This window comes from Furfurilactobacillus siliginis (assembly GCF_001437435.1).
Taxonomy (GTDB): Bacteria; Bacillota; Bacilli; order Lactobacillales; family Lactobacillaceae; genus Furfurilactobacillus; species Furfurilactobacillus siliginis.
Window position 1 is genome coordinate 111,275 of sequence record NZ_JQCB01000001.1, and the last position, 20,697, is coordinate 131,971.

The window sequence follows — 20,697 nt, forward strand, 5'->3', positions numbered from 1 at the left end:
AGTTGTATGATGGAAGCCGGTTAATTTATGAGGAAACTAATTATGAAACGAAAACAAACATTATTACTGCTTTTCTTGAGTCTCTGCTTGTGGCTAAGCACACCCCAGATACACGCACAGGCGGCTCCGGCTAACGGTCAGTTTAACGGGCTAACACTGGATGTTGCGCGTCGGTATTATCAAGTCGACACGATCAAACAGTTCATCACGACCGTCAGTGAAAACCACGGGCAGTTTGTACAATTACATCTGAGCGATAAGCAGTCCTTTGCGATTGAAAATGATACTGCCGGACAAACACTGGCCAACGCGACTGAAGTTGACGGCGTGTGGCGTAACAACACCACGCATCAACCTTTCTATAGCAAAGCCCAGATTGCAGACTTGCTTGCTTATGCTAAGCAGCAACATATCACGCTTATCCCAGAAGTTGATACGCCGGCGCACATCGACGGTTTAGCGGCTACTATGAAGGCCAGTGGTCAGCAAGCACTGGTCAAAAAGTTGATCACTAAACAAACCGACTATGGGCCTGAATTTAAATTAAACAAAGCTAGTATCGCCTTTATCAGCCAATTAGATACCGAAGTAGCGCAATCGTTTACTGGTCAGGAAAACGCCCGCTTCCATCTGGGCGGTGATGAATTCACGGATCAAACCACTGCGAACAAACCTTATGTACGTTATCTAAACGCTTTAGCAGCCAATATAAAACAGGCCGGCTTCATTCCCGAAGCATGGAATGATGGTTTTTTAACTACCTCACTCAAGTCGTTCGATCCAGCTATTCAAGTTACCTACTGGAACTGGACTGCTGACGAAAAAGGCTCCGCTGGGAAAGCCCGTAAAAAAAGCTGGGCAACCATGCCGGCGCTTATTCATCACGGCTTTAAAGTACTCAACTATAATGACTACTACTTGTATGTTAATTTAACGAGCAGTGACTTAAAGCCTAAAAACATTCGCTACATGAGTTCTGATATGCGTCAGAATTGGGATCCCACCATCTGGGATAACGATGCTGAATCCAGCCTCAATACACTGCATGGCATCGTCGGCAGCAGTGCCTCAATTTGGGCGGACAAAGGACTCAAAGTTAGCGACCAAACCATTTACACACGTACGAAACCGTTCGTCAAAAACTTTTTGACACTCGCACGTCAGCCAATTTAATCAGTCACGGAGATCACCATGAACCTTGTTAGTTCTTACGTCATTTTATATCCAGTAATTGTTTCAATCATTTGGATCATCAGTTCCATTTTCTTCAGTATTCAGCAACATACCGTACCCTTAATCAACGACCACAAGGGACAACCAGACGAGCTGGTGTCAGTCCTGGTTCCGGCGCATAACGAGGGCCAAACGCTCAGCGGTGTCGTTGAATCAGTCGCCAGTTTGCACTATCAAAATATCGAGTTAATTCTAATCGATGATGGTAGCGATGACGACACGCTGGCTGTTATGCACCAACTTGCCACAGCGCATGCCAATCGATGTGCCATCAAAGTGGTCCCCGTATCTCCTAACCGTGGGAAAGCCAACGCCTTAAACCAAGGTGCTAAGGTTGCAAAAGGTGAAATTCTACTTTGCCTAGACGCCGATTGTTATGTCGATGCAGATGTAATTACACCAATGCTGGCTCGTTTCTATGATGACCCGAAAATCGGTGCTGTGGCTGGCAAACCAATCGTACGAAATCGAACTAGTTTATTAGGACGGTTAGAACTCCTGGAATACATTGGTGTCATTGACATCATCAAACGTGGACAGGCCTTTTTAACTGGCCACATCACTACCGTTTCAGGAGTGGTCGTTGCTTATCGTAAAGCTGCCCTCGCCGATGTTGGCTGGTGGAATCCAGCTGCATTGACTGAAGATATCGACGTAACTTGGCGTTTGTATCAACATCAATGGCAGGTTCGTTATTGCCCAGAGGCTGTTGCCTGGATCCTGGTCCCTGAACACGTAATGGCCTTGATTCGGCAACGACAACGCTGGGCTCGTGGTGGATTCGAAGTTCTTTGGAACAACAAAAGCCTCTTTTTAAAGGGACCCTTAAGTGCACAATGGCTCTTACTAGACATGGTCTTAAGCAACACGTGGGCCTTGGCTTGTGCGTTTGTCTTATTGTTTTACATCTTTACCATTCTCTTCACACAGACATTGATTTTAGATGGGGTCGTCTTATTCTTATTGCTACTGATCAGCTTGATTCAATTTATCATTGGGTTTGCTGATTCACGTCAGTCAGACTTTATTTCCTGGCAGGATTTGTTACTTCTCCCCGTCTACATCATCTTCTACTGGTTCATCAACCTATCCAGCTGCCTCACCGCACTGGCATCATTCTTTCTGGATCCCCATCGTCATGGTACGTGGCAGAGCCCAGACCGGGGGTTATAATGCGACAACAAAATGAACACCCCAACTTAATTATTCGGAAGCGACCAAGCATCTTTGCCATGTTACGACGCGCCATCATCCTTGTGATTCTTTGGTTAGTGACCGGCTTTATCATTTATATCAACGTGTCATTCTTATTGGGTCGGTACTCAGATGCTTTGGTTGCCGATTACCTAGTCTTGAACTTGTCGTTACACCTGTACAAGGTACTCGCTGTTTTAGTAGTCTTAGTAGCCGCTTTGATTACCTTTTTCGGCACGCTGCACATCAATGCTTTGAAACGGAGGGCTAAACAACGTGAACAAGACAACGCGTAAATGACTTTTAGGCGGTTTTTTACTCGTCTTTTGTGGCTTACTAGCCATCACCGTCCATCGCAGCATTACCTTTGAACTCGGTAATCGTCCCAGCTACACCATTTCAGAACGCGACCAACAGCGGCCAAACGGCATCATGGTCTTTTGTTATCACCGGATTTTAGATGATAACCAAGTCGTCAAAGTCGATGAACGGCTGTCTTCCAACAGTCAATTTCACGATTTCAACGTGAATGTCAGTGACTTTAAGAAACAGATGAACTACCTAGCAGCTCATCATATTAAAGTCATCTCCACAGCACAAATGGTTCAAATGGTCGATCAACGGCAAGCGATTCGCGGACACTACGTCGTCTTAACGTTTGATGACATCGATCGGACAACGGTGGATAACGCTGCCCCCATTATGTTGAAACATCATTATCCATTCACCATTTTAGTTATTACTGGTAACACCGGCGAATATCGTGATGGCACAAAATTAGCTACCTGGCCGCAGATTCTGGCGCTTCAGAAACGTGCCGGCGACAAACGTGCATACGCACAACATGCATTACCTCACCGCCAACGGTACCCCCGTCTTCAATGTGCCACATAACCTTGCCCATTTCCGTCATGATTACAGCATTAGCCAAGATGTCATGCAACGAAAATTAGGTAGTGAAACCCCGATCTTCACCTATCCTTATGGAACTGGTACCCCGCAAGTGCAGGCATTTTTGGAACAGCAACCCTTGCAGGTGATTTATACGTTGAACACCGGCATTGTTGGTCGCCATAGTGACCTAAAGAGCACACCGCGGGTCATCATCAATTCCAATAGTTGGCACAGTGTGACTAACTGGCTGTCCGGTCGAAAAGCAACTGAATAATAGCCAGAGAGTGGGACAAAAGTTGGTAAGTCGTGAGCAAGCCCTAGAACTGCCGTACGGGTTGGTCGTAGTCTGCACAGCGACTTGACTTTTAGCCCACGTTTTCACCATTTAAGTTGGTAAATCAAAAGTAGCGAGTTTGGGACAAGATGACTTCTGTCTTAAACTCGCTACTTTTGGCTATTTATGTGTGTGTAAGTACTTCTCTAGGTCAGCTTCGAGCCATTGCATCTCGCGTTTGGCACCTTGTGCATATGCTGGTTCTTTCATTTCTTTAACCATGTTTGTTTTTAACCATTGTCCAAAAAACAAACGTAATCCCGCATTGGGTATCCACAGGATTAATCTCGTGGTTGCCGGTGTCACTGAAATTCCCGTACTTTGAAGTGCATATAAAGTCGTCTTAAGCTTAACGGCCATGGCCTGTGCCTTACGATTATCTGGAATGTGATCATCATACAAAGTGCCTAACATTGCAATGTCAGAAACTGCGTGTGTCATTAAAAGCGCCTGCATGTCGGATTGAATAGCGAGTGGGCGCTTAGCTGCTTCAAATAACGCAGCTAACTCATTGAGCCGGGGCGTCACTGTGCCATCAATTTCACCCACTGTGGTGGACGCTAACACCTTCGGTAAATAACGTGCATTTAACACACCATCATTTAACTGACCACCGACGCCGGGAAAGCCCGGCAATAAACGTGCTCCAACAATTGCCTGCCACTTAGAAAAATCAGTCGCATTACTAATCAAGGTAACGATGTTCGGACTACGATTCTCTTTCAGCGCCGACAACGCTGATGCCGCCTTGTCAGCCCGAACCGTCACAAAGATAAAATCATAAATATCATCGTCTGCAAGTTTATCAATAACCTTCGCCCTGACCGTTACTAATTTTCCTTTTTTTAAATACCGTAAGCCGTCGCGTTTCAATGTGACATACCTGGTAGACCGTGCGAAAAGTGTTACATCAACACCCGCCTCAATAAATTTCACCGCATAAGCACTACCGATTACGCCAGCACCAAAAATTAAGATCCGTTTCTGCTTTTTCATTAGCTTGTCTTGTCCTTTTCTTGAAGTGTATGCTGTTTTGTAGCACCATCATCAAGCTTTAAAGTCTCGCTATCAACCAACAATTTGTGTCTTTCTGTTGGATGGCTCACCGCCAAAAGGAATGACTAATGAACAAACAACCGCAAGTTACTAACCATACAAAACAAGTCTTCATCGATACTTTTTGTACTTTATACAGCCAAAAACCAATCGAAAAAATAAGCGTGCAGACGCTCACCACCATTGCTGGTTTTAATCGCAGCACATTCTATCAACACTTTGAAGATATTTACCAACTTCGGAATGCTGTCGAGGCCAGTGTACTCGCTGAAGTTCATGATGGGCTAGCAAACCAATCCACCCCTAATCAGGAGCTCGCCACAATCGTCAACTGCTTAGATGACGAACGCTACTTTTCAAAGCTGCAGGCGGTCCTTGGTCCGCATGGCAGTGAACACTTTCTCAATCGCTTAAAAGCCGAAATCCCTTTCGAAAAACTGCTCAACTTTTCCGGCAAGAATGACTTATTAACGCCCTATCTCAAGGAAGTCTATGTCGCCACCGCCTTTGCATTGTTTCAAACATGGATTCAACAAGGAAAGAACCTCCCCGCCACAGACTTATCAACCATGGTCGAGACACTTTTTCAACAAGGTGCCGCCAACTACTTAAAAGCATAAAAAAATCTCGTTATAATCTGCCAGTAAAGGCTGATTATAACGAGATTTTTCATTTATTCGTGAACTTCAAGCTGCTCGGGTTGGAATCGAACCAACACACTTTCGATTAACAGTCGAACGCAGTACCATTGTGCCACCGAGCAATGTTGTTTTGTTGATGTTATGTATCTTATCAATTGGAATATGAGAAGTCAATAATAAAATTTATTAAATTGCCATTTTAACTAACAACAGCTTTTTAACAGCCTTAATTCCTGCTCCCACTGTATTATACCATGGGCTGGCAAGCTAAAAACAGTCTGGTTCTTTGTTAGTGAGCGCGTAAACTAGAATGCCGGAGGTGAGCCAATGGAGACAGAAGCACAGCATCTACACACCATTTTCAATACCTTGACAACCGATGTGCACAAATTGACAAAGCGGTTAGCCGCCTTAACGACAGAAGGTCGCTCAGTTAAACAGCAACTTGGTCAAGACGGTCATTTAGACTTAGGATCTATTACTGAGACACTGGACACATTTGCTAACATCGAAGCGAATAACCGCCAAATCGACGCATTAAACGTTCGTTATGATGCCACAAGCATTCGGTTGGCCCACGCTAAATTATTAATACCGCAAGCTTACTTTGCAAAATTAACACTCGACTATGGCGACGATGATCCAGAAGCCGTCTATCTTGGAAAAGTCGGCTATGCGGACGACGACGCGCACGACTTGATTTATGATTGGCGCGCACCGGTCGCCGAAGCTTATTACGCAAATCGGACTGGCGCAACAAGTTATCAAGCAAACAATCGTACGATCGAAGTCACCGTCTTAGGCCGACGACAATTTGTAATTGATCACGATCGCTTAGTGTCTGTTGTTAACACGACCGCTGCACTCACCGATGAACTTCTGCTAGCCGTTCTCGCTGAAAACCGACGCGACGGATTACAAGAGATCACCGCAACGATTCAAGCTGAACAAAATGCGATCATTCGTGAGACGCAGCATCCCGTTGTTCTTGTCGATGGTGTTGCAGGTAGTGGTAAAACATCCGTCTTGTTACAACGCGTCGCCTTTCAATTATATCAGCACCGTGGTGATTGGTCTCCAGATGCCGTCTTGCTCATCACACCCAACAAAGCCTTTCGCCAGTACATTCAGGGTGTCTTGCCCGCACTTGGTGAACAAGAACCACTTAGTGTCACCTACCCAACTTTAATTCACCAATTAGGCACACAATTTGGCTTCGCCGACGTCACACAAGCCAATAATCACATTGTCCAACTTGCCAAACGCATTCAGCAACCTGTTGACTTAACACCCTTGCAACTGCCAGAAAATGCGTTACACCAAACATCTGCCACGATGCCATTCGTTGCCCGTATGCGTGGCGTTTGGCGCTGGCTAGCAGCAGTCCACCAACTGCCCGATGATCCTGCCTCATGGCTCAACTGGCACACAGTCGCACACATGCTTGGTGTCTCATCGCTGACGACTTACGATCAGCTCTATCTGCTATTTGCATTGACAGATTATCATCAAACAAGCACAAAAGCCGTCTTTATCGATGAAGCACAAGATTACGATGACGATACTTGGGCATTGCTAACGACCATCTTTGGGACCGCAGAATTTACCATCGTTGGTGATCATCGACAACGGTTATTTGGTACAGCTCCTTCGATTACTACGTGGTTTACCAATCGGTCTGTTCAACCCTTGAACCTAACCACGAGCTATCGCGCGACTGGAGCCATTACCGCTTTCTTTGCACAATACGCAACCGAGTGGTCACCCTTGATTCAAGCTGTCCAAGCGCCAGGATTAATGCCGACACAACGCAAATTAACGACTTGGTCCGAACTATTAGCAACCAACAAATTAGCAGACGATCAAAGCTTAGGGATCATCACGCCAACACCTGCAGCTGCTAAACGCCTTGCCGACGAAATTCCCGATACAACTCGATTAACACGCCAGGGACAAACCAAAATCAGTGCCGGTATCAACATTTTGGATCTCGTTACCGCAAAAGGTTTAGAGTTCGACCATGTTATTATCGTCGATTGGGACAGTGACTACTACACCGATCCTCAAAATGGCGCCAACCGTCGCTATGTTGCCGCCTCGCGTGGTACTAAAACCCTAACGCTACTCACCTAATAACGATGACCAATAAAAAAAGAGCGTGGGCCAAAAGTCGGGAAGTCGTGAGCAAGACCTAGAACTGTCGTACGGGTTGGTCTTCAACCCGATAGGTAGTTCGTAGTCTGCACAGCGGCTTGACTTTTGGCCCACGTTTTCGCTATTTAAGTTCGTAAATCAAAGAAAGAGTTTGGGACAAATGATTTATGTCCCAAACTCTTTCTTTAGCTGACTGACTAGAACTTGTCCTTGATGCTATCTAAGGCATCGCCGGCAACATCCTTCAACTTGTCTTCGGCTTCATCAACCTTGTCTTCAGGCAACTTGTCCTTAACATCGTTGACAGTATCCATAACCTTATCCTTCAAATCATCGAAATTATCCATGCTAAATACCTCCTTGTTTTTATTAGCTACATTATAAGCATTTCACCTATCATTTGTCATCTGTAATCGGTTTCATTTGTGATAAATGTTGGCTGCTGACGATTCCTGGATTATGCTAAAGTAATTATTAATAATCATTATGGAGCGCATTATGAAATCATTTGCATTAAATCAATATTTTGATCAATTTCGCTGGCGCACACTGGGACCACAATTAATAAATATCGTTGTACAGGTAATTTTATACACAGTGGTTTTCTGGTTAGTTAACCGGTTAGCAATCTTCTTAATTGATCGTAGTTTTGACACTTATATGAAATCAAAGCGGATTAATAAAAAGCGTGCGGACACGCTGCACACACTGATTCGAAACACGACACGCTATGTGGTCGTCTTCTTTGCGATTTATACGATTCTGAGCGTTCTCGGCTTTCCAATTGGGACTTTGATCGCCAGTGCCGGAATTGTTACCGTGATCGTTGGGCTCGGCGCACAAGGGATCATCAGAGATGTCATTGCTGGCTTTCTCATTTTAATGGAACAACAAATGGAAGTTGGCGACAATGTCATCATTAATGATAAAACTACCGGTCGTGTTGTTGCCTTTGGTCTGCGCATCACTACGGTTAAAGACGCTAACGGCGGCCTTAACTACATCACTAACAGCAGTATCACTACCGTTACCAACTTATCGCGCAGTAATCTACGCGTTCAAATTGACGTTCCCTATCAAGAGGCCAGTCAAACGACAATCGTTACTAAAGCCATCAAACAGGTCAATGAACGACTTCTGCCTAAACATCCTGAAATCGTTGGGCGGGCACTTATTCAAGGACCAAGTTTGCTACCAGACACACATGGACTAATGGTGTCGGTTACGTTTTTTGTGAAAAATGGGGATGCCGCAAACGTGAAGGCAACCTTTACGACTGCGTATCTAACCGCCATTGCACAGACCGAAACAACCGACTAACTCGCTGCAGAAAGTAGGCACCGTATCATGGAACAAGCGCACACAACTAACCGACATTTAATCGCTGAAATCTTTGCCATTGGTCTCTTAGGTTTTCTCGGTATCGTCATTGAAACGGCGCTAAACATCGCCTTTCCCTTGTTGTCGGATCTTTTCCACGTCACACCGGCCCAAATTCAATGGCTGACAACCGGCTACATGATCGTCTCGACCATTTTAATTCCACTGTCTGTCTTCTTACGGAAACGATTTAGCGTTATTACGTTATTTCGATTTAGCGTGATCGTCTTCAGCCTGGGTACACTACTTGCCGCAATCAGTTCAAATTATGCCATCTTACTTTGCGCACGGTTGCTTCAAGGTGTTTCTAATGGAATCGCCTTGCCGTTGATGTTCTCGGTCATTTTACAAGATGCACCGCGCAAACAACTTGGACGCATGATTGGGCTGGGCAGCTTAGTCATCGCCTTTGCCCCAGCCATCGGTCCCGTCTTCGGCGGCTTGGTACAAACTTACCTATCTTGGCGGGCTGTCTTTTGGTTAGCACTGCCGCTCATGTTAGTTGCTTGGCTATTAGGCGAATTCAGCATCCCCCGCGCATTTACCCCCACTGCACAAAGCGTTGATTTATTAGGCGCATCGTTATTGGGTGTCTTTTTAGTCACGAGCATGCTTGTCATCGTTAATATCAGTGCCGGACACTTTACGAACAGAAGTAACTTAATCGAAGGTGTGCTTGCGATACTGACATTGATTGCCTTTATCGTCACTACTCGCCGAGCTGCTGCGCCGTTGCTAGATTTACGTCTGTTTCACCGCTCTGCATTCACGTTATGTCTGGTGGCCTTCTTCTTGCTTCAATGTTTGTCACTAAGCATGTCCTACTTGATTCCAAATGTCTTACAGCTATCCTTTCACAGTTCGCCAAATGTTGCCGGGTTACTTGTCCTTCCCGCTGCCTTGATTGATGCAATCATGTCCGCCATTGCCGGCTACGTCTATGATAAAACGCCCGCGCGGTTAACCATCTTAGGCGGCGCCACTTTGATTCTGATTGTCTTCATCGGCAGCTTTTTCTCACCAATCGATCCAATGAGCTTAGCGATTATCTATGCAATTTTCATGCTGGGTCTGGGTGCCTGCTATGCCAACATCATGACGTATAGTTTAGGAAACCTACCACAATCCAAAACAGACGACGGTAACGCCATCTTCATGACCGCACAAGCTTATGCAGGCGCGGTTGGTATTGCACTGGCGGCATCCCTAGTATCCTTTGCACAAACCGCGGTTCCAGGTCGCACATTGGCAACGAGTACACTGGCCGGACTGCGCTTAAATAATTGGTATCTCGTCATCACCGCATTGTTAGTGCTTATCTTATTAATAATCGGTATACGGCCCAAAAATTGGAGATAAATTATGAAAAAAGCCTTACTAGTCGTTGATATGCAAACTGATGTCATCGCTGATGTTGTCAATCGCGATCAACTATTGATCAATATAAATGATCGTATTGAACAATTTCGCCAGCAACACGCGCTAATTATTTTCATTCAACATGAGGATTCTGATTTAGTTCATGGAACCGTCGGCTGGCAGCTTTCGCCTTCGTTATCAGTGACTGATACTGACATCGTGATGCCGAAGACTCATGCTGATTCGTTTTATCACACACCCCTACAAGAATTGCTTACACAACATCAGATTACCGACCTAGAAATCTGTGGTGCACAGACTAACTACTGCCTAGACACCACCATTCGCGTTGCTTTTGATCGTCTTTATAACATTACAGTCGGCGCCGACATGTATTCAACTGTCGACAATGATTTTATGACCGCTGAACAAACAAATGCCTATTACCGTGATATGTGGGATCAGCGCTTCGCCAAAATATACTAAAATCAGTTCAAAAAGGTGTTTGGGACAAGATAACTTTTGCCCCAAACACCTTTGTTTGATTTAAACACTTATTTTAATTCATCGTTTTTAAAACTGTGTCGATCGCGCCCAACTCGTCGGTCGTGAAGTCTGTATGCTTTAACGCTTGCAAGCTATCCGTCAGCTGTGCTGCCCGACTGGCGCCCACCAACACACTTGTCACAGCTGGTTTATTTAATAGCCAGGCTAAAGACATTTCAGCTAATGATTGCCCGCGATTTTGAGCCAATTCTTTTAGCTGCTTCACACCTGCCAAAGTCTGTTCCACTCGATCAACATGCAAAAATGGACTATCTGAGCGTTGTGCCCGTGAATCGGCTGGAATCCCCTTCAAATAGCGATTCGTCAGTAATCCTTGTGCAAGTGAACTAAACGTTACTAGACCTGTTTGATCTTCTGCTAAGCGCTCCAGCAGGCCATTTTCGATGTGCCGATCTAACAGATTATATCGATCTTGGTGAACGACATATGGCGTGTGTAAATCTTTAAAGACGTCTTCAATTGCAGCTGTTTGGGCAGGATTATATTTCGAGATACCTACGTAGAGCGCCTTACCTTGCTTGACGAGTTTATCCAACGCATAAGCAGTTTCTGCCACTGGTACATCAGGATCTGGTCGATGGGAATAGAAGATATCAACATAGTCTAGTTGCATCCGTTGTAGACTTTGATCAGCACTCGCCATAATATTCTTCATCGAGCCACCGTCACCATAAGGACCATCCCACATTCTGTGACCGGCTTTGGTAGCAATGATCATCTCATCACGGTAACGAGCAAAATCACTATGCATAATCTTACCAAAGTTTGTTTCGGCACTACCTGGTTCTGGACCATAGTTATTCGCTAAATCAAAATAGGTAATCCCCGCATCAAACGCGGTGTGCAGAATTTCTTTCTGGGTCGCAAAAACATCAACACTACCAAAGTTATGCCACAAACCTAAGCCAATGGCCGAAAGGGTCAGCCCACTTTTACCAGCGCGGCGATATTGCATGTCTTCATAACGATGTGATTGTGCTTGATACATTTTAGATTACCCACTTTCGTTTAATATCGTTATTATAGCGCTTTCATTCCGCCAACCAAAAATAGTCTGGGACATAAGTATTTATGTTTCCAGACTACTTTTGGTTACTAATCTAAATTGTGAAAACATGGAACCAAAGTCAAGTTGCTGTGCAGACTACAACCTGCCTACCAGGTTAAAGTCCAACCCAGCAGACAGTTCTAGGTCTTACTCACGAATTACCGATCTTTGTCCCACGGTTCAATTTCATGTGCCAAGCTTATATCTAAGACAAACGATTCCTTTTGCATTTCATATAAACCAATCACCGAAACTTAATTTCAAACTGTTCCCGTCCCTCCGGACTCAACACGTTCACCTGTTGTCCATCACGTAATGGATTATCAATCCAGAAACTTGGGTGAAAATGATGATCAAAGTCAAAAGCGTACCGAATACCGGTTTGTTCTAATGCCTCTACAGCTAGTTCACCGCGACTACCATCTGACAATGCGACACTTTGTGCTGCTGTCTTTGGATCAACGTAGATTGTTGTCATCTAACACCTCCAACATGATTATAAATCACATCCATTTTTAGGGCTAGCTAAAACATTTATTTCAATATCCAAATTAAGCCACCTGATTGTATTCGTTTTCATAAAGCGCGTAGAATAAACTCAATTAAACTCTGAAAATGAGGTGGCATGATGTACCTAGGTCTAAAGGAAATGGCACACGAAAAGTTACGCTATGCACTGCTCACTGGGGTTATGTTGCTAATTGCCCTAGTCGTCTTTATTCTCGCTGGCTTGGCCAACGGCTTATCACAAGGTAATCGACTAGCAGTAGACCAATGGCATGCCGATAATGTGTACTTGAATCAGCAGGCAAATAAAAGCATCGCCGGCTCGCAACTCACAACTGATGTAACTAAATCCGTCACAGCTGATAAACTTGCACCCATGAATATTGCCAGTACCGTTTTGCGGCGTACCGGAACAAACAAGAAGATCAACGTTGCGCTGATTGGAACGACCAAAGATGCGTTTTTGATACCAAAATTACTACATGGTCGAAAGCCAACTAAGACGAATGAAATTATCGTCTCACAAGATCTCTGGGATCGTGGCATGAAGCTCGGCGACAAGATCAAACTCGGTCAACTCACACAGACACAAACCGTTGTCGGTAGCTATGGTCATAATATGTACAGCATTACGCCAACCATTTACACAGACTTAGCCACCGTCGCAAAAATACAACAAGGTAATCTCAGACCAAATCAAGCATTGCCAATCGCAGCAGTCGTTACCGCTGGTGATAGCAAGCTTAAAAACAGCAGCAATCTACAGAAATTATCCATGCCTGATTTCATCAATCATCTACCTGGCTACACTGCTGAACAGACCACATTAAACGCGATGATCTACTTCCTGTTTACGATGTCGTTAGCAATTATTGGCATCTTTATGTATGTGCTCGTGTTACAGAAACAAGCACTTTTCGGGGTCCTCAAGGTTGAAGGAATCGGAACCGGATATATCCTCGCAAGTGTCGTCACCCAAGCAATTATCATGAGTACGATCGGTGTCGTCGTTGGTCTTGGGTTGACGACACTCTTTGGAGCGTTTGCGCCAACTAATATGCCGTTTGCGCTCGACTTTCCACGACTGATTATCGACGCGATTCTGCTAGTTCTCGCTGCCACAGTCGGGGCGTTGCTATCCGGTAGAACAATTGCGCGCATCAATCCAGTCGCAGCCATCAATTAAGGAGGGAGAACTCATGGAAAACGTGCTTGAACTTAAAAATGTCAGCAAGCAGTTCGGTAGCGGTCACGTCGCCGTCACTGCATTGCATGACGTCAATTTCAGCATCACGCCCGGTCAGTTTGTGACAATCATCGGCCCTTCTGGCTCTGGAAAGAGTACTTTCTTAACCATTGCTGCGGGCTTGCAGACGCCAACGTCTGGGCAAGTCCTACTGAACGGTCACGATTTATCCGCACAATCAGAAAAGCAACGACTTCGTGATCGTTTCGCTCATGTCGGCTTTATTCTACAGGGTTCCAATCTCATCCCCTACCTCACCGTGGCCGAACAGTTCAAACTTGTTGATCGATTAACTCATCAAAAGTTTCAACGAGAAGAAATGCGTCACCTACTGGATCGTCTAGATCTTAGCAAGTTAGAGAATAACTACCCCAACGAATTATCCGGTGGTGAACGTCAACGGGTCGCGATTGCAAAAGCGCTGTTTCATGATCCGGACATTGTTCTGGCTGATGAACCGACAGCTAGCCTAGATTCAGCCCGGTCATTTGATGTTGTTAAACGCTTAATCAGCGAGGCTCACGACCTCAATAAAGCCATTATCATGGTTACGCATGACGAACGGCTGACCAAAGATAGTGATGCTGTGTATCGGATTGAAGACGGTCAAATGACAGAATTTTAAACAGTTATAAGTATTATTTTATTAAAAATTCAGTTGTCTGAGACACCACTAAGAAATCGTCTTAATCAGAACCTTATACGTCTCAGTATCACTTTGTCCTTGCTATACTAAAGTCCTGTTTGGCACTCGACCCATCGTAAATAAGCGATAAGGGAGGTGTCATATGTTCTCTGATTTTGTTTTACCCCTGCTTGTGGGCATTTTAGTATGCCTTTTTGATTATTGGCTAAATCATCGCAAGCGCAAATGAGTGCTAGGCACAGCCACATCCGTCCGTTAAATATGGTCGTAAAAAAACGCCTTACCAGTCGCAAGCTGGTAAGGCGTTTGGTGCTATATGTTCCATGATTTTGTATAGGCATATTTTATCATACATAGTCTGTAATGCAAAAATGTATACTTACAACTTCGTCTACAACAAAATCGGTAAAATTTGATCAAGTGTCTGCACTTCATGCGTCGGTTGGACACCGCTCACCTGTCGAGCTTGTCAGTTGACCAAAATCGACTTCCAACCTAATTCATCGGCTGGAATGATGTCACTGCCGTAGCCTTGCGCAATGTGCCATAACATCTGAACGAAACCGAGTGCAAACACTGAAACACCAATATTATTGATGCCCGCTGCTTGTAAGTCTAAAGCTGTATTTTCGCTTAGCCCAACAGCTGCATATTTACCTGTGTGATAGGCTGGCATTTCCGCACCAAGCTATGACATGATGAGGTCCCGATATGGTGGTTGGATACCTAATTCTTCAAGATCAGTTAGGGACAAACCGTAGCGAATTGATTTTTCATCGTTCGCTTCTACTTTTTGAACCCACTTTGGTTCACGAATACTTTCACGACCTATCGCGACAAAATCTAATCCTTTATCGATTACGTTTTCTGCTTCTGCAGGTGTTTCGACGCCACCCACACCGATCACTGGTAAATCACCAATTCTTTGCTTAATTTTCTCATTCAACGGTGTTTGATCTTTTTTATTGTTTAATGATGATCTGAATACGTTTCCCATTGAAACATGTAAATAATCCAATGGACGTTTCTTTAGCTCATCAATTAATGCTAATGTATCAGCGAAACGAATCCCTGGTTCCTCAATTTCCTCAGGTGAAATTCGATACCCAAGCAAAAACGGCTTGTCTGCATACTTTTTAATCGTTTCGACAACTTCATCAACAATAGCCAAAGGTAAACGCATCCGTTTTTCTAAACTACCGCCCCATTTATCAGTTCTTCTGTTTGAGTGTGGTGAGAAAAACTGTTGGATGAGATACGTGTTGGCTCCATGAATTTCAATCCCGTCAAACCCAGCTTGGATTGCACGCCTTGTTGCATCGCCAAAGTCTTTAACTAGTTGGTCAACTTCTGAGCTTGCTAACGCCCGAGGTGTTTCTGCACCAGGACGAGCGGCTGGAATTTTGCTAGCGCTGACTGGTTGCTTCCCACGCAAAATAGCAGTTGTACTCATCCGACCTGCACTAAAAATTTGAAGAATTGATTTAGTACCATCTTGTTTAATCGCATTTGATAACCGGGTTAGCCCAGGAATGAATTTATCATCAAAAGCACCTAACTCACCTTCAAATCCTTTGCCTTCCTCATTGACGCTCGCACATCCAGTAATAAACATCCCAGCACCGCCAGTATGAATGCTGAAATAATTGCATTCATCAGATGTAACAGAACCATCTTCAAAACTCATACGTTCCGTCATTGGCGGAATAACAACTCGGTTTTTAACTTTGATGCCACTTTTAAATGTATATGGCTGCAAAAAATTGTAATCAGACATTTTCACGCAATCCTTTTCCTTTGTGAAGAATTATTTAAGATCTATAATAAATTTAGCACACAAAGAAAACACTTACATCATGCATGACGCAAAGCATTGTTAGTATGATGCTGTGCATTATGCACACCAGCATAGGAGTCACACCCATGAAATTAAATATAATTTTAAATGCCATTTCTGCAAATTATCAATGTAAGATTATTAACCCCAAACAGATTAACTCTGAGATAACTGGCGTAGAGATCCTTAATCCACAAAAAAAGCCGACAATTTATAATCCGGACTTTATCTATATTGATTCAGCCGGCGTATCCTACAGCCTTCCGCCACTGCTCCTTACCGACTCACAACCAGCAGACATCCACGATTTCACAACGATTATCGTTACTAAATCTGATAGTCTCATCGATGTCCAAAATCTCATTATGAATTTACTTGCCCAAGAAAATCAGCAAACACTAAAACTATCTGACCTTTCTCTGATGGCGATAAAATCACCATCGCTTCAAGAAATCGTTAATGCAGCCTCTGAAGTCTTCCAGGATCCGTTAATTATTGTTGATAACACTTATAAAGTTATTTCAAGTTCAACCAATTACGACGTTGCCGATCCATTGTGGAAAAGAATAATTTCGGATGGGTATGCACCTTATTCGTTAGTAGTTGAAATGAATAAAATCGTAACCGATTCTAATCCTCATGATCAGCTAGCACCATTTTATGTAAAACGCGATCTTTCACCCGTTCATGAACTCGCCATCAAGTTGACATTTGATCAACGCGATATCGGCTACATCGTTGTGTTTAGTAAGCCAACAAAAATCGGTCCTCAACATTTGTCTACACTACCAAAGGTCGCTAAAATTATTGCCGAAGTTGTTATCAAAACACCTAACTTTCAGAAAATGTATGGGGACATGCGAAATCGAATTTTAGAAAGCATGCTGGACAATAATGATCGACAAAGAATCACCACACTCATGCAATCTGCTAATATTAAAATTCCGCTTCAGTGTACAGCTATCGTCATTAAGCTGAATCCCGCGATTACTGAGCAAGAAATTCGCTATTATGCTGAACAGGTGAAGTCTGCTTATCCACGAAGCTACTACAATCATCAGAAAAAAATGATCTACCTAATTCTGCCAATCTCCAATACCCCTGAGAAATTAACAGCAATCAAAGAATTGGCCACAAGTTTGCATCTAATCGTAATGGTGTCAGAAACATACTCAGACTTCTTTGACAGTCCTAAATTTATAGATTTATGTCGCCAAGCCCTAGATGTGGCCCACACCACTAACAATGAACAAGCATTTGCATACTCTTCTAAATACGTTGACTATTTGGTTTTATCTAATGTTAAAAACACTAATTTACTTAAGTTTATAGAAGATTCTTACATTGCTTCTTTAGCGCAATATGATTTAAAAAATCGGACTGAATTACTTCGTACGCTGACAAGCTATTTCACCAACAATCGTAGCCTAAAAGATACCGCCCAAGATCTTTTCATTCATAGAAATACCCTGACAAATCGAATGGCGAAGATTTCCGAAGTCGGTAACATCGACTTCAATAATGCAACTGAGTTGTTTAACTTAGAACTTAGTCTAAAAATCAACAAGCTTTTAACCAATGCCCCGATCTGAGCTCCAAATATATGCAATCGCTATAAAAGTATAGTTCCCAAAGGCATTTTACTGCCTTTAGGGACTTTCCTACTACTTTTTAAAATGTCTTCAATGAATCCATAATCAACTTAATAAATACTTCCCGGTCAATTCCAAGCATAACTTCTGTGTTCTTTGGCTTTCCAGTCAATTCATAGTAGTCACAGACTGTTTCACCGCGGACAAGTTCACCCTCAGTTTCAACATCAACGTTCATCAATTCCGTTTCAAACATATCTGGATCGATTAACCATGCGATGGTACAAGGGTCGTGCAACGGTGCGCCCTTAAAGCCCCATTTTGGTGTTTCATGGTAGATTTCAAAGAAGTTAAGCAAACCTTCAAAGGCATGGGCAACTGGATTATCAATCTTACCAATTTCAGTGATCTCATCCTTCAAGATTTGCGCTTTGTGAGTCACGTTTAATGGTGCCATAACAAGTGGAATGCCTGCATTCATCACGATTTTGGCAGCTTCTGGATCCACATAAATGTTAAATTCAACTGACGGTGTCCAGTTACCCAAACCCATCGCACCACCCATGTAGACGATCCGTTCAATTCGATCAGTTAGCTCCGGATAAACGCGTAAGAAAAGTGCCGCGTTGGTCATTGGTCCTGTCACAACTAAAGTGATTTTTTCAGCACTTTCACGCACTGTCTTGGCCATCAATTCAATTGCCGTCATCGCTTGTGGTTTAAAGTCTGGATCTGGCAAATCGGCACCGTCTAAACCACTTTTACCATGAACGCTACCTGCTGTCGCTAACTTCTTAACTAGCGGTGTTTTGTTTCCACCTGCGACCGGAATTTCCTGCCGCTGCATCAGGGTTAACATCCGCATCGCATTATTCAATGTCTTTTCCGGTGTTTGATTACCTGCGGAAGTCGTCACCGCGGCCAATTCAATTTTTGGTGAGGCGACGGCCATCATCATGGCTAACGCATCGTCATGTCCAGGGTCACAGTCTAAAATAATTTTTGTCATCATCGTTACTCCTTCATTTTTATGGTAAAAGCGGTAAGACTTCATCAAGTTGATGTACTTCATAGGTCGGTCGTACAGCCCCGCTGTGTTGATGGTCACGGTTCACCCATACTGACCGCCAGCCCAACTGATCCGTTGCCATAATGTCGCTGGTATACCCTTGGGCAATATGAATATGGTTCGTCGCCGTAAACGGATACGCCGCTGCCACCGCGTTAAAGAACGCTAAATCAGGTTTGTACGCCTTTACATCCTCAGCCGTCCAGATATCAAATGGTACTTTGAGTACCGCTGCATTAAACGGAATGATGTCCCACGAAGAATTCGACATCATGATCAAGTGATACCCGCGCTCATGCAGCGTGGTCAATGTCGCTAGCACCTCCGGAAATGGTACTAACTGACGATGGGCCAACAATACTTCTGGGAAGTAACGCTCAAATTGATGCGTTAGTCCAAACAGCTCATCCAAATGTTGTAAATTGTTACGCGTCAGTAAATCATAATCTAAATACGGGATCACATTCGCCCGATCATCTTGATATTCGATAAACGCTTGGCGCGCCTGGGCGCCATCCACGCCAATTGCTTTGGCAAGCTGCGCCACTTCATCATAGGTCGCCGCTTCATTTAGCAGCGTGCCATAACAATCAAACGTAATGTACTTGGCCATTTCATTCCTCCTCACAATCTAAAACCATCTTATCACATCACAAGAAATCGATTACAACCTACTGTTTTCCTGAAATAGTAGGCGCTACTGACAAACTGCATTAAAATAAAATCAATCAGCAATTATTTTCCATTGCCAAACTCACTTAATAGACATATGATATAAACGTCATATGAAAGGAATATCATATATGACTGAACAAAATAATCAGCGTTCACGTTCGAACTTTATCGATGACCAACATCTAGCCGAGGCACACACCGTGTTCATGCTCCTCAGTAACCCAATTCGCATGCAGTTACTGTATCTATTAGAACAGCAGGAACTCAACGTATCCCAAATTGGTGAGATCATGCAGTTGGAGCAATCAGCCGTTTCCCATCAGCTGGCACTCCTTCGGCAACATCAATTGGTCAGCGCTCACCGTGACGGAAAAGCTAACTTTTATCGGTTAGACGATCCGCACATTTTAGATGTCCTTGATGAAGCCCTCGCCCACGTGGACCACGTCATTAAGGGGAAGCGACATGGAGAGCAGTAGCACCACGCGGTATCTCAAACAAAGTTTACAAACCGAGTATTTTTCAACAGCCTGGATGGCATTTGAATTTGTTATCGGCTTTTACTCCGGTCTAAAAGCCGGTTCGATTTTACTAATTGCCTTCGGGTTAGACAGCTTCTTAGAAATTATTGCTGGCGGCACCCTGATTTGGCGACTACGTAAAGAAAGTAACGGCGCTCCGACAGCCGAAATTGAACGTGCCGAACAACGCTCCACCAGAATCGTCGGTTCAATCTTATTATTATTGGCAGTGTACGTGACCGCCACATCATTATTCAACCTCTTCACGCACCAAGCGGCCGACACCAGTGTCTCTGGGATCGCAATCGCAATTGCATCAGTTATCTTGATGCCATTTTTAACGATGCGTAAACGTCGACTAGGCAAGGCGATTCATTCCGATGCCTTGATTGAAGACGGAATGTGCAACATCACCTGCGCCTACATGGCGGGCACCGTTTTGATTGGCGCCTTAGTCACCGCCCTATTCGGCTGGTGGTGGGTTGATTCCGTTGCCGCATTGGTACTGGTTTACTTCATTGCTAGCGAAGGATTAGAAGCTGTTCGCGGCGACTAGTGAGTATCTCCTGAAAAACAGGATAACAACGAGATCACTATGTTCGCAAGCAAGGGCAGCAGTGCGCTTTATCGTTGTGAGCGTCGTAGAACCAGTAACCACCTAAGTAAAAGTACACACCAAAAAGACCGTGAATGTTCCAGCCTACGCAATGTAGCCTGAAATATTCACGGTCTTTTTTGATACAT

At 44.1% G+C, this 20,697-nt stretch carries 24 protein-coding genes and 1 tRNA gene; 16 read left to right on the forward strand and 9 right to left on the reverse strand.

Annotated features, from left to right (window positions below; genetic code table 11):
* Positions 1–42 precede the first annotated feature (42 nt).
* From IV55_RS00455 to IV55_RS10650, 5 genes are all read left to right on the forward strand, one after another.
* A complete protein-coding gene (locus tag IV55_RS00455) occupies positions 43–1,173 on the forward strand; it encodes a family 20 glycosylhydrolase (RefSeq protein ID WP_057808441.1) in 1,131 nt (376 codons plus the stop codon).
* A gap of 18 nt (positions 1,174–1,191) precedes the next feature.
* Positions 1,192–2,406 (forward strand): glycosyltransferase family 2 protein, encoded by a 1,215-nt coding sequence (locus IV55_RS00460; protein WP_057808442.1) that lies wholly within the window; start codon positions 1,192–1,194, stop codon positions 2,404–2,406.
* Positions 2,406–2,723: a hypothetical protein gene (locus IV55_RS00465; RefSeq protein WP_057808443.1), complete on the forward strand. Its 318-nt coding sequence runs from the start codon at positions 2,406–2,408 to the stop codon at positions 2,721–2,723. Before IV55_RS00460 ends, IV55_RS00465 begins: the two co-directional genes overlap by 1 nt.
* 136 nt (positions 2,724–2,859) lie before the next feature.
* Complete coding sequence (locus IV55_RS10640) at positions 2,860–3,321, forward strand: polysaccharide deacetylase family protein (protein ID WP_307725031.1); 462 nt, start codon at positions 2,860–2,862, stop codon at positions 3,319–3,321.
* Positions 3,322–3,364: 43 nt separating this feature from the next.
* On the forward strand, positions 3,365–3,595 hold the full coding sequence (locus tag IV55_RS10650) for a polysaccharide deacetylase family protein (protein ID WP_307725032.1): 231 nt from the start codon (positions 3,365–3,367) through the stop codon (positions 3,593–3,595).
* A gap of 180 nt (positions 3,596–3,775) precedes the next feature.
* Here IV55_RS10650 and IV55_RS00475 read toward each other — a convergent pair whose 3' ends face one another.
* Positions 3,776–4,651: a ketopantoate reductase family protein gene (locus IV55_RS00475; RefSeq protein WP_057808444.1), complete on the reverse strand. Its 876-nt coding sequence runs from the start codon at positions 4,649–4,651 to the stop codon at positions 3,776–3,778.
* A gap of 128 nt (positions 4,652–4,779) precedes the next feature.
* Between IV55_RS00475 and IV55_RS00480 the strand changes: the two genes are divergently transcribed.
* Positions 4,780–5,331 carry a TetR/AcrR family transcriptional regulator gene (locus IV55_RS00480; protein WP_057808445.1) on the forward strand — a complete coding sequence of 184 codons (552 nt, stop codon included), beginning with the start codon at positions 4,780–4,782 and terminating at the stop codon, positions 5,329–5,331.
* Between the two features lie 71 nt (positions 5,332–5,402).
* Here the strand turns inward: IV55_RS00480 and IV55_RS00485 are convergent.
* Positions 5,403–5,474: transfer RNA gene (locus IV55_RS00485), tRNA-Asn, on the reverse strand.
* Between the two features lie 205 nt (positions 5,475–5,679).
* On the opposite strand from IV55_RS00485, the gene IV55_RS00490 reads away from it, so the two are divergent.
* On the forward strand, positions 5,680–7,485 hold the full coding sequence (locus IV55_RS00490) for an AAA family ATPase (protein WP_057808446.1): 1,806 nt from the start codon (positions 5,680–5,682) through the stop codon (positions 7,483–7,485).
* 218 nt (positions 7,486–7,703) lie between these two features.
* On the opposite strand, the gene IV55_RS10495 is transcribed toward IV55_RS00490, so the two are convergent.
* A complete protein-coding gene (locus IV55_RS10495; protein ID WP_169790610.1) occupies positions 7,704–7,853 on the reverse strand; it encodes a hypothetical protein in 150 nt (49 codons plus the stop codon).
* 151 nt (positions 7,854–8,004) lie between these two features.
* Here IV55_RS10495 and IV55_RS00495 point away from each other — a divergent pair, with 151 nt between their 5' ends.
* The 3 genes from IV55_RS00495 to IV55_RS00505 are packed head-to-tail and all read left to right on the forward strand — an operon-like array spanning position 8,005 to position 10,731.
* Complete coding sequence (locus IV55_RS00495) at positions 8,005–8,826, forward strand: mechanosensitive ion channel family protein (protein WP_225425840.1); 822 nt, start codon at positions 8,005–8,007, stop codon at positions 8,824–8,826.
* Between the two features lie 27 nt (positions 8,827–8,853).
* Positions 8,854–10,245: a DHA2 family efflux MFS transporter permease subunit gene (locus IV55_RS00500; protein ID WP_083483872.1), complete on the forward strand. Its 1,392-nt coding sequence runs from the start codon at positions 8,854–8,856 to the stop codon at positions 10,243–10,245.
* Between the two features lie 3 nt (positions 10,246–10,248).
* Positions 10,249–10,731, forward strand: a complete 483-nt coding sequence (locus tag IV55_RS00505) for a cysteine hydrolase family protein (RefSeq protein WP_057808449.1) — start codon at positions 10,249–10,251, stop codon at positions 10,729–10,731.
* Positions 10,732–10,804: 73 nt separating this feature from the next.
* Here the strand turns inward: IV55_RS00505 and IV55_RS00510 are convergent, their stop codons facing one another.
* Entirely contained in the window at positions 10,805–11,800 is a 996-nt protein-coding gene (locus IV55_RS00510; protein WP_057808450.1) for an aldo/keto reductase, read from the reverse strand.
* A gap of 304 nt (positions 11,801–12,104) precedes the next feature.
* On the reverse strand, positions 12,105–12,338 hold the full coding sequence (locus IV55_RS00515) for a hypothetical protein (RefSeq protein WP_057808451.1): 234 nt from the start codon (positions 12,336–12,338) through the stop codon (positions 12,105–12,107).
* A gap of 147 nt (positions 12,339–12,485) precedes the next feature.
* Between IV55_RS00515 and IV55_RS00520 the strand changes: the two genes are divergently transcribed.
* The 3 genes from IV55_RS00520 (at position 12,486) to IV55_RS10245 (ending at position 14,488) form a co-directional block, all read left to right on the forward strand.
* Positions 12,486–13,553 carry an ABC transporter permease gene (locus IV55_RS00520; protein ID WP_225425841.1) on the forward strand — a complete coding sequence of 356 codons (1,068 nt, stop codon included), beginning with the start codon at positions 12,486–12,488 and terminating at the stop codon, positions 13,551–13,553.
* Positions 13,554–13,566: 13 nt separating this feature from the next.
* On the forward strand, positions 13,567–14,238 hold the full coding sequence (locus tag IV55_RS00525; protein ID WP_057808453.1) for an ABC transporter ATP-binding protein: 672 nt from the start codon (positions 13,567–13,569) through the stop codon (positions 14,236–14,238).
* 163 nt (positions 14,239–14,401) lie between these two features.
* Positions 14,402–14,488 carry a type I toxin-antitoxin system Fst family toxin gene (locus IV55_RS10245; RefSeq protein ID WP_146993621.1) on the forward strand — a complete coding sequence of 29 codons (87 nt, stop codon included), beginning with the start codon at positions 14,402–14,404 and terminating at the stop codon, positions 14,486–14,488.
* Positions 14,489–14,728: 240 nt separating this feature from the next.
* Here the strand turns inward: IV55_RS10245 and IV55_RS00530 are convergent, their stop codons facing one another.
* Positions 14,729–14,935 (reverse strand): hypothetical protein, encoded by a 207-nt coding sequence (locus tag IV55_RS00530; RefSeq protein ID WP_057808454.1) that lies wholly within the window; start codon positions 14,933–14,935, stop codon positions 14,729–14,731.
* Positions 14,936–14,947: 12 nt separating this feature from the next.
* Positions 14,948–16,036: an NADH-dependent flavin oxidoreductase gene (locus IV55_RS00535; protein ID WP_057808455.1), complete on the reverse strand. Its 1,089-nt coding sequence runs from the start codon at positions 16,034–16,036 to the stop codon at positions 14,948–14,950.
* A 146-nt stretch (positions 16,037–16,182) separates the two neighbouring features.
* Between IV55_RS00535 and IV55_RS00540 the strand changes: the two genes are divergently transcribed.
* A complete protein-coding gene (locus tag IV55_RS00540; RefSeq protein ID WP_057808456.1) occupies positions 16,183–17,688 on the forward strand; it encodes a PucR family transcriptional regulator in 1,506 nt (501 codons plus the stop codon).
* 79 nt (positions 17,689–17,767) lie between these two features.
* Here IV55_RS00540 and rihA read toward each other — a convergent pair whose 3' ends face one another.
* Positions 17,768–18,700 carry a pyrimidine-specific ribonucleoside hydrolase RihA gene (gene rihA, locus IV55_RS00545; RefSeq protein ID WP_083483874.1) on the reverse strand — a complete coding sequence of 311 codons (933 nt, stop codon included), beginning with the start codon at positions 18,698–18,700 and terminating at the stop codon, positions 17,768–17,770.
* A gap of 16 nt (positions 18,701–18,716) precedes the next feature.
* Positions 18,717–19,370 carry an HAD family hydrolase gene (locus IV55_RS00550; RefSeq protein WP_057808458.1) on the reverse strand — a complete coding sequence of 218 codons (654 nt, stop codon included), beginning with the start codon at positions 19,368–19,370 and terminating at the stop codon, positions 18,717–18,719.
* A gap of 190 nt (positions 19,371–19,560) precedes the next feature.
* On the opposite strand from IV55_RS00550, the gene IV55_RS00555 reads away from it, so the two are divergent.
* On the forward strand, positions 19,561–19,911 hold the full coding sequence (locus tag IV55_RS00555; RefSeq protein ID WP_057808459.1) for an ArsR/SmtB family transcription factor: 351 nt from the start codon (positions 19,561–19,563) through the stop codon (positions 19,909–19,911).
* On the forward strand, positions 19,898–20,509 hold the full coding sequence (locus IV55_RS00560) for a cation efflux transmembrane domain-containing protein (RefSeq protein ID WP_057808460.1): 612 nt from the start codon (positions 19,898–19,900) through the stop codon (positions 20,507–20,509). The genes IV55_RS00555 and IV55_RS00560 overlap by 14 nt, the downstream gene beginning before the upstream one ends.
* The last annotated feature ends 188 nt before the right edge of the window (positions 20,510–20,697 follow it).

Coding starts and splice junctions, on each gene's coding strand:
- IV55_RS00555 (WP_057808459.1), top strand. CDS start 19,561: ATGACTGAACAAAATAATCAGCGTTCACGTTCGAACTTTATCGATGAC.
- IV55_RS00515 (WP_057808451.1), bottom strand. CDS start 12,338: ATGACAACAATCTACGTTGATCCAAAGACAGCAGCACAAAGTGTCGCA.
- IV55_RS10640 (WP_307725031.1), top strand. CDS start 2,860: ATGGTCTTTTGTTATCACCGGATTTTAGATGATAACCAAGTCGTCAAA.
- IV55_RS00550 (WP_057808458.1), bottom strand. CDS start 19,370: ATGGCCAAGTACATTACGTTTGATTGTTATGGCACGCTGCTAAATGAA.
- IV55_RS00460 (WP_057808442.1), top strand. CDS start 1,192: ATGAACCTTGTTAGTTCTTACGTCATTTTATATCCAGTAATTGTTTCA.
- IV55_RS00480 (WP_057808445.1), top strand. CDS start 4,780: ATGAACAAACAACCGCAAGTTACTAACCATACAAAACAAGTCTTCATC.
- IV55_RS00525 (WP_057808453.1), top strand. CDS start 13,567: ATGGAAAACGTGCTTGAACTTAAAAATGTCAGCAAGCAGTTCGGTAGC.
- IV55_RS00475 (WP_057808444.1), bottom strand. CDS start 4,651: ATGAAAAAGCAGAAACGGATCTTAATTTTTGGTGCTGGCGTAATCGGT.
- IV55_RS00505 (WP_057808449.1), top strand. CDS start 10,249: ATGAAAAAAGCCTTACTAGTCGTTGATATGCAAACTGATGTCATCGCT.
- IV55_RS00520 (WP_225425841.1), top strand. CDS start 12,486: ATGATGTACCTAGGTCTAAAGGAAATGGCACACGAAAAGTTACGCTAT.
- IV55_RS00560 (WP_057808460.1), top strand. CDS start 19,898: ATGGAGAGCAGTAGCACCACGCGGTATCTCAAACAAAGTTTACAAACC.
- IV55_RS00530 (WP_057808454.1), bottom strand. CDS start 14,935: ATGCCAGCCTATCACACAGGTAAATATGCAGCTGTTGGGCTAAGCGAA.
- IV55_RS00455 (WP_057808441.1), top strand. CDS start 43: ATGAAACGAAAACAAACATTATTACTGCTTTTCTTGAGTCTCTGCTTG.
- IV55_RS00535 (WP_057808455.1), bottom strand. CDS start 16,036: ATGTCTGATTACAATTTTTTGCAGCCATATACATTTAAAAGTGGCATC.
- rihA (WP_083483874.1), bottom strand. CDS start 18,700: ATGATGACAAAAATTATTTTAGACTGTGACCCTGGACATGACGATGCG.
- IV55_RS00495 (WP_225425840.1), top strand. CDS start 8,005: ATGAAATCATTTGCATTAAATCAATATTTTGATCAATTTCGCTGGCGC.
- IV55_RS10650 (WP_307725032.1), top strand. CDS start 3,365: ATGCAACGAAAATTAGGTAGTGAAACCCCGATCTTCACCTATCCTTAT.
- IV55_RS10495 (WP_169790610.1), bottom strand. CDS start 7,853: ATGGATAATTTCGATGATTTGAAGGATAAGGTTATGGATACTGTCAAC.
- IV55_RS10245 (WP_146993621.1), top strand. CDS start 14,402: ATGTTCTCTGATTTTGTTTTACCCCTGCTTGTGGGCATTTTAGTATGC.
- IV55_RS00500 (WP_083483872.1), top strand. CDS start 8,854: ATGGAACAAGCGCACACAACTAACCGACATTTAATCGCTGAAATCTTT.
- IV55_RS00540 (WP_057808456.1), top strand. CDS start 16,183: ATGAAATTAAATATAATTTTAAATGCCATTTCTGCAAATTATCAATGT.
- IV55_RS00490 (WP_057808446.1), top strand. CDS start 5,680: ATGGAGACAGAAGCACAGCATCTACACACCATTTTCAATACCTTGACA.
- IV55_RS00465 (WP_057808443.1), top strand. CDS start 2,406: ATGCGACAACAAAATGAACACCCCAACTTAATTATTCGGAAGCGACCA.
- IV55_RS00510 (WP_057808450.1), bottom strand. CDS start 11,800: ATGTATCAAGCACAATCACATCGTTATGAAGACATGCAATATCGCCGC.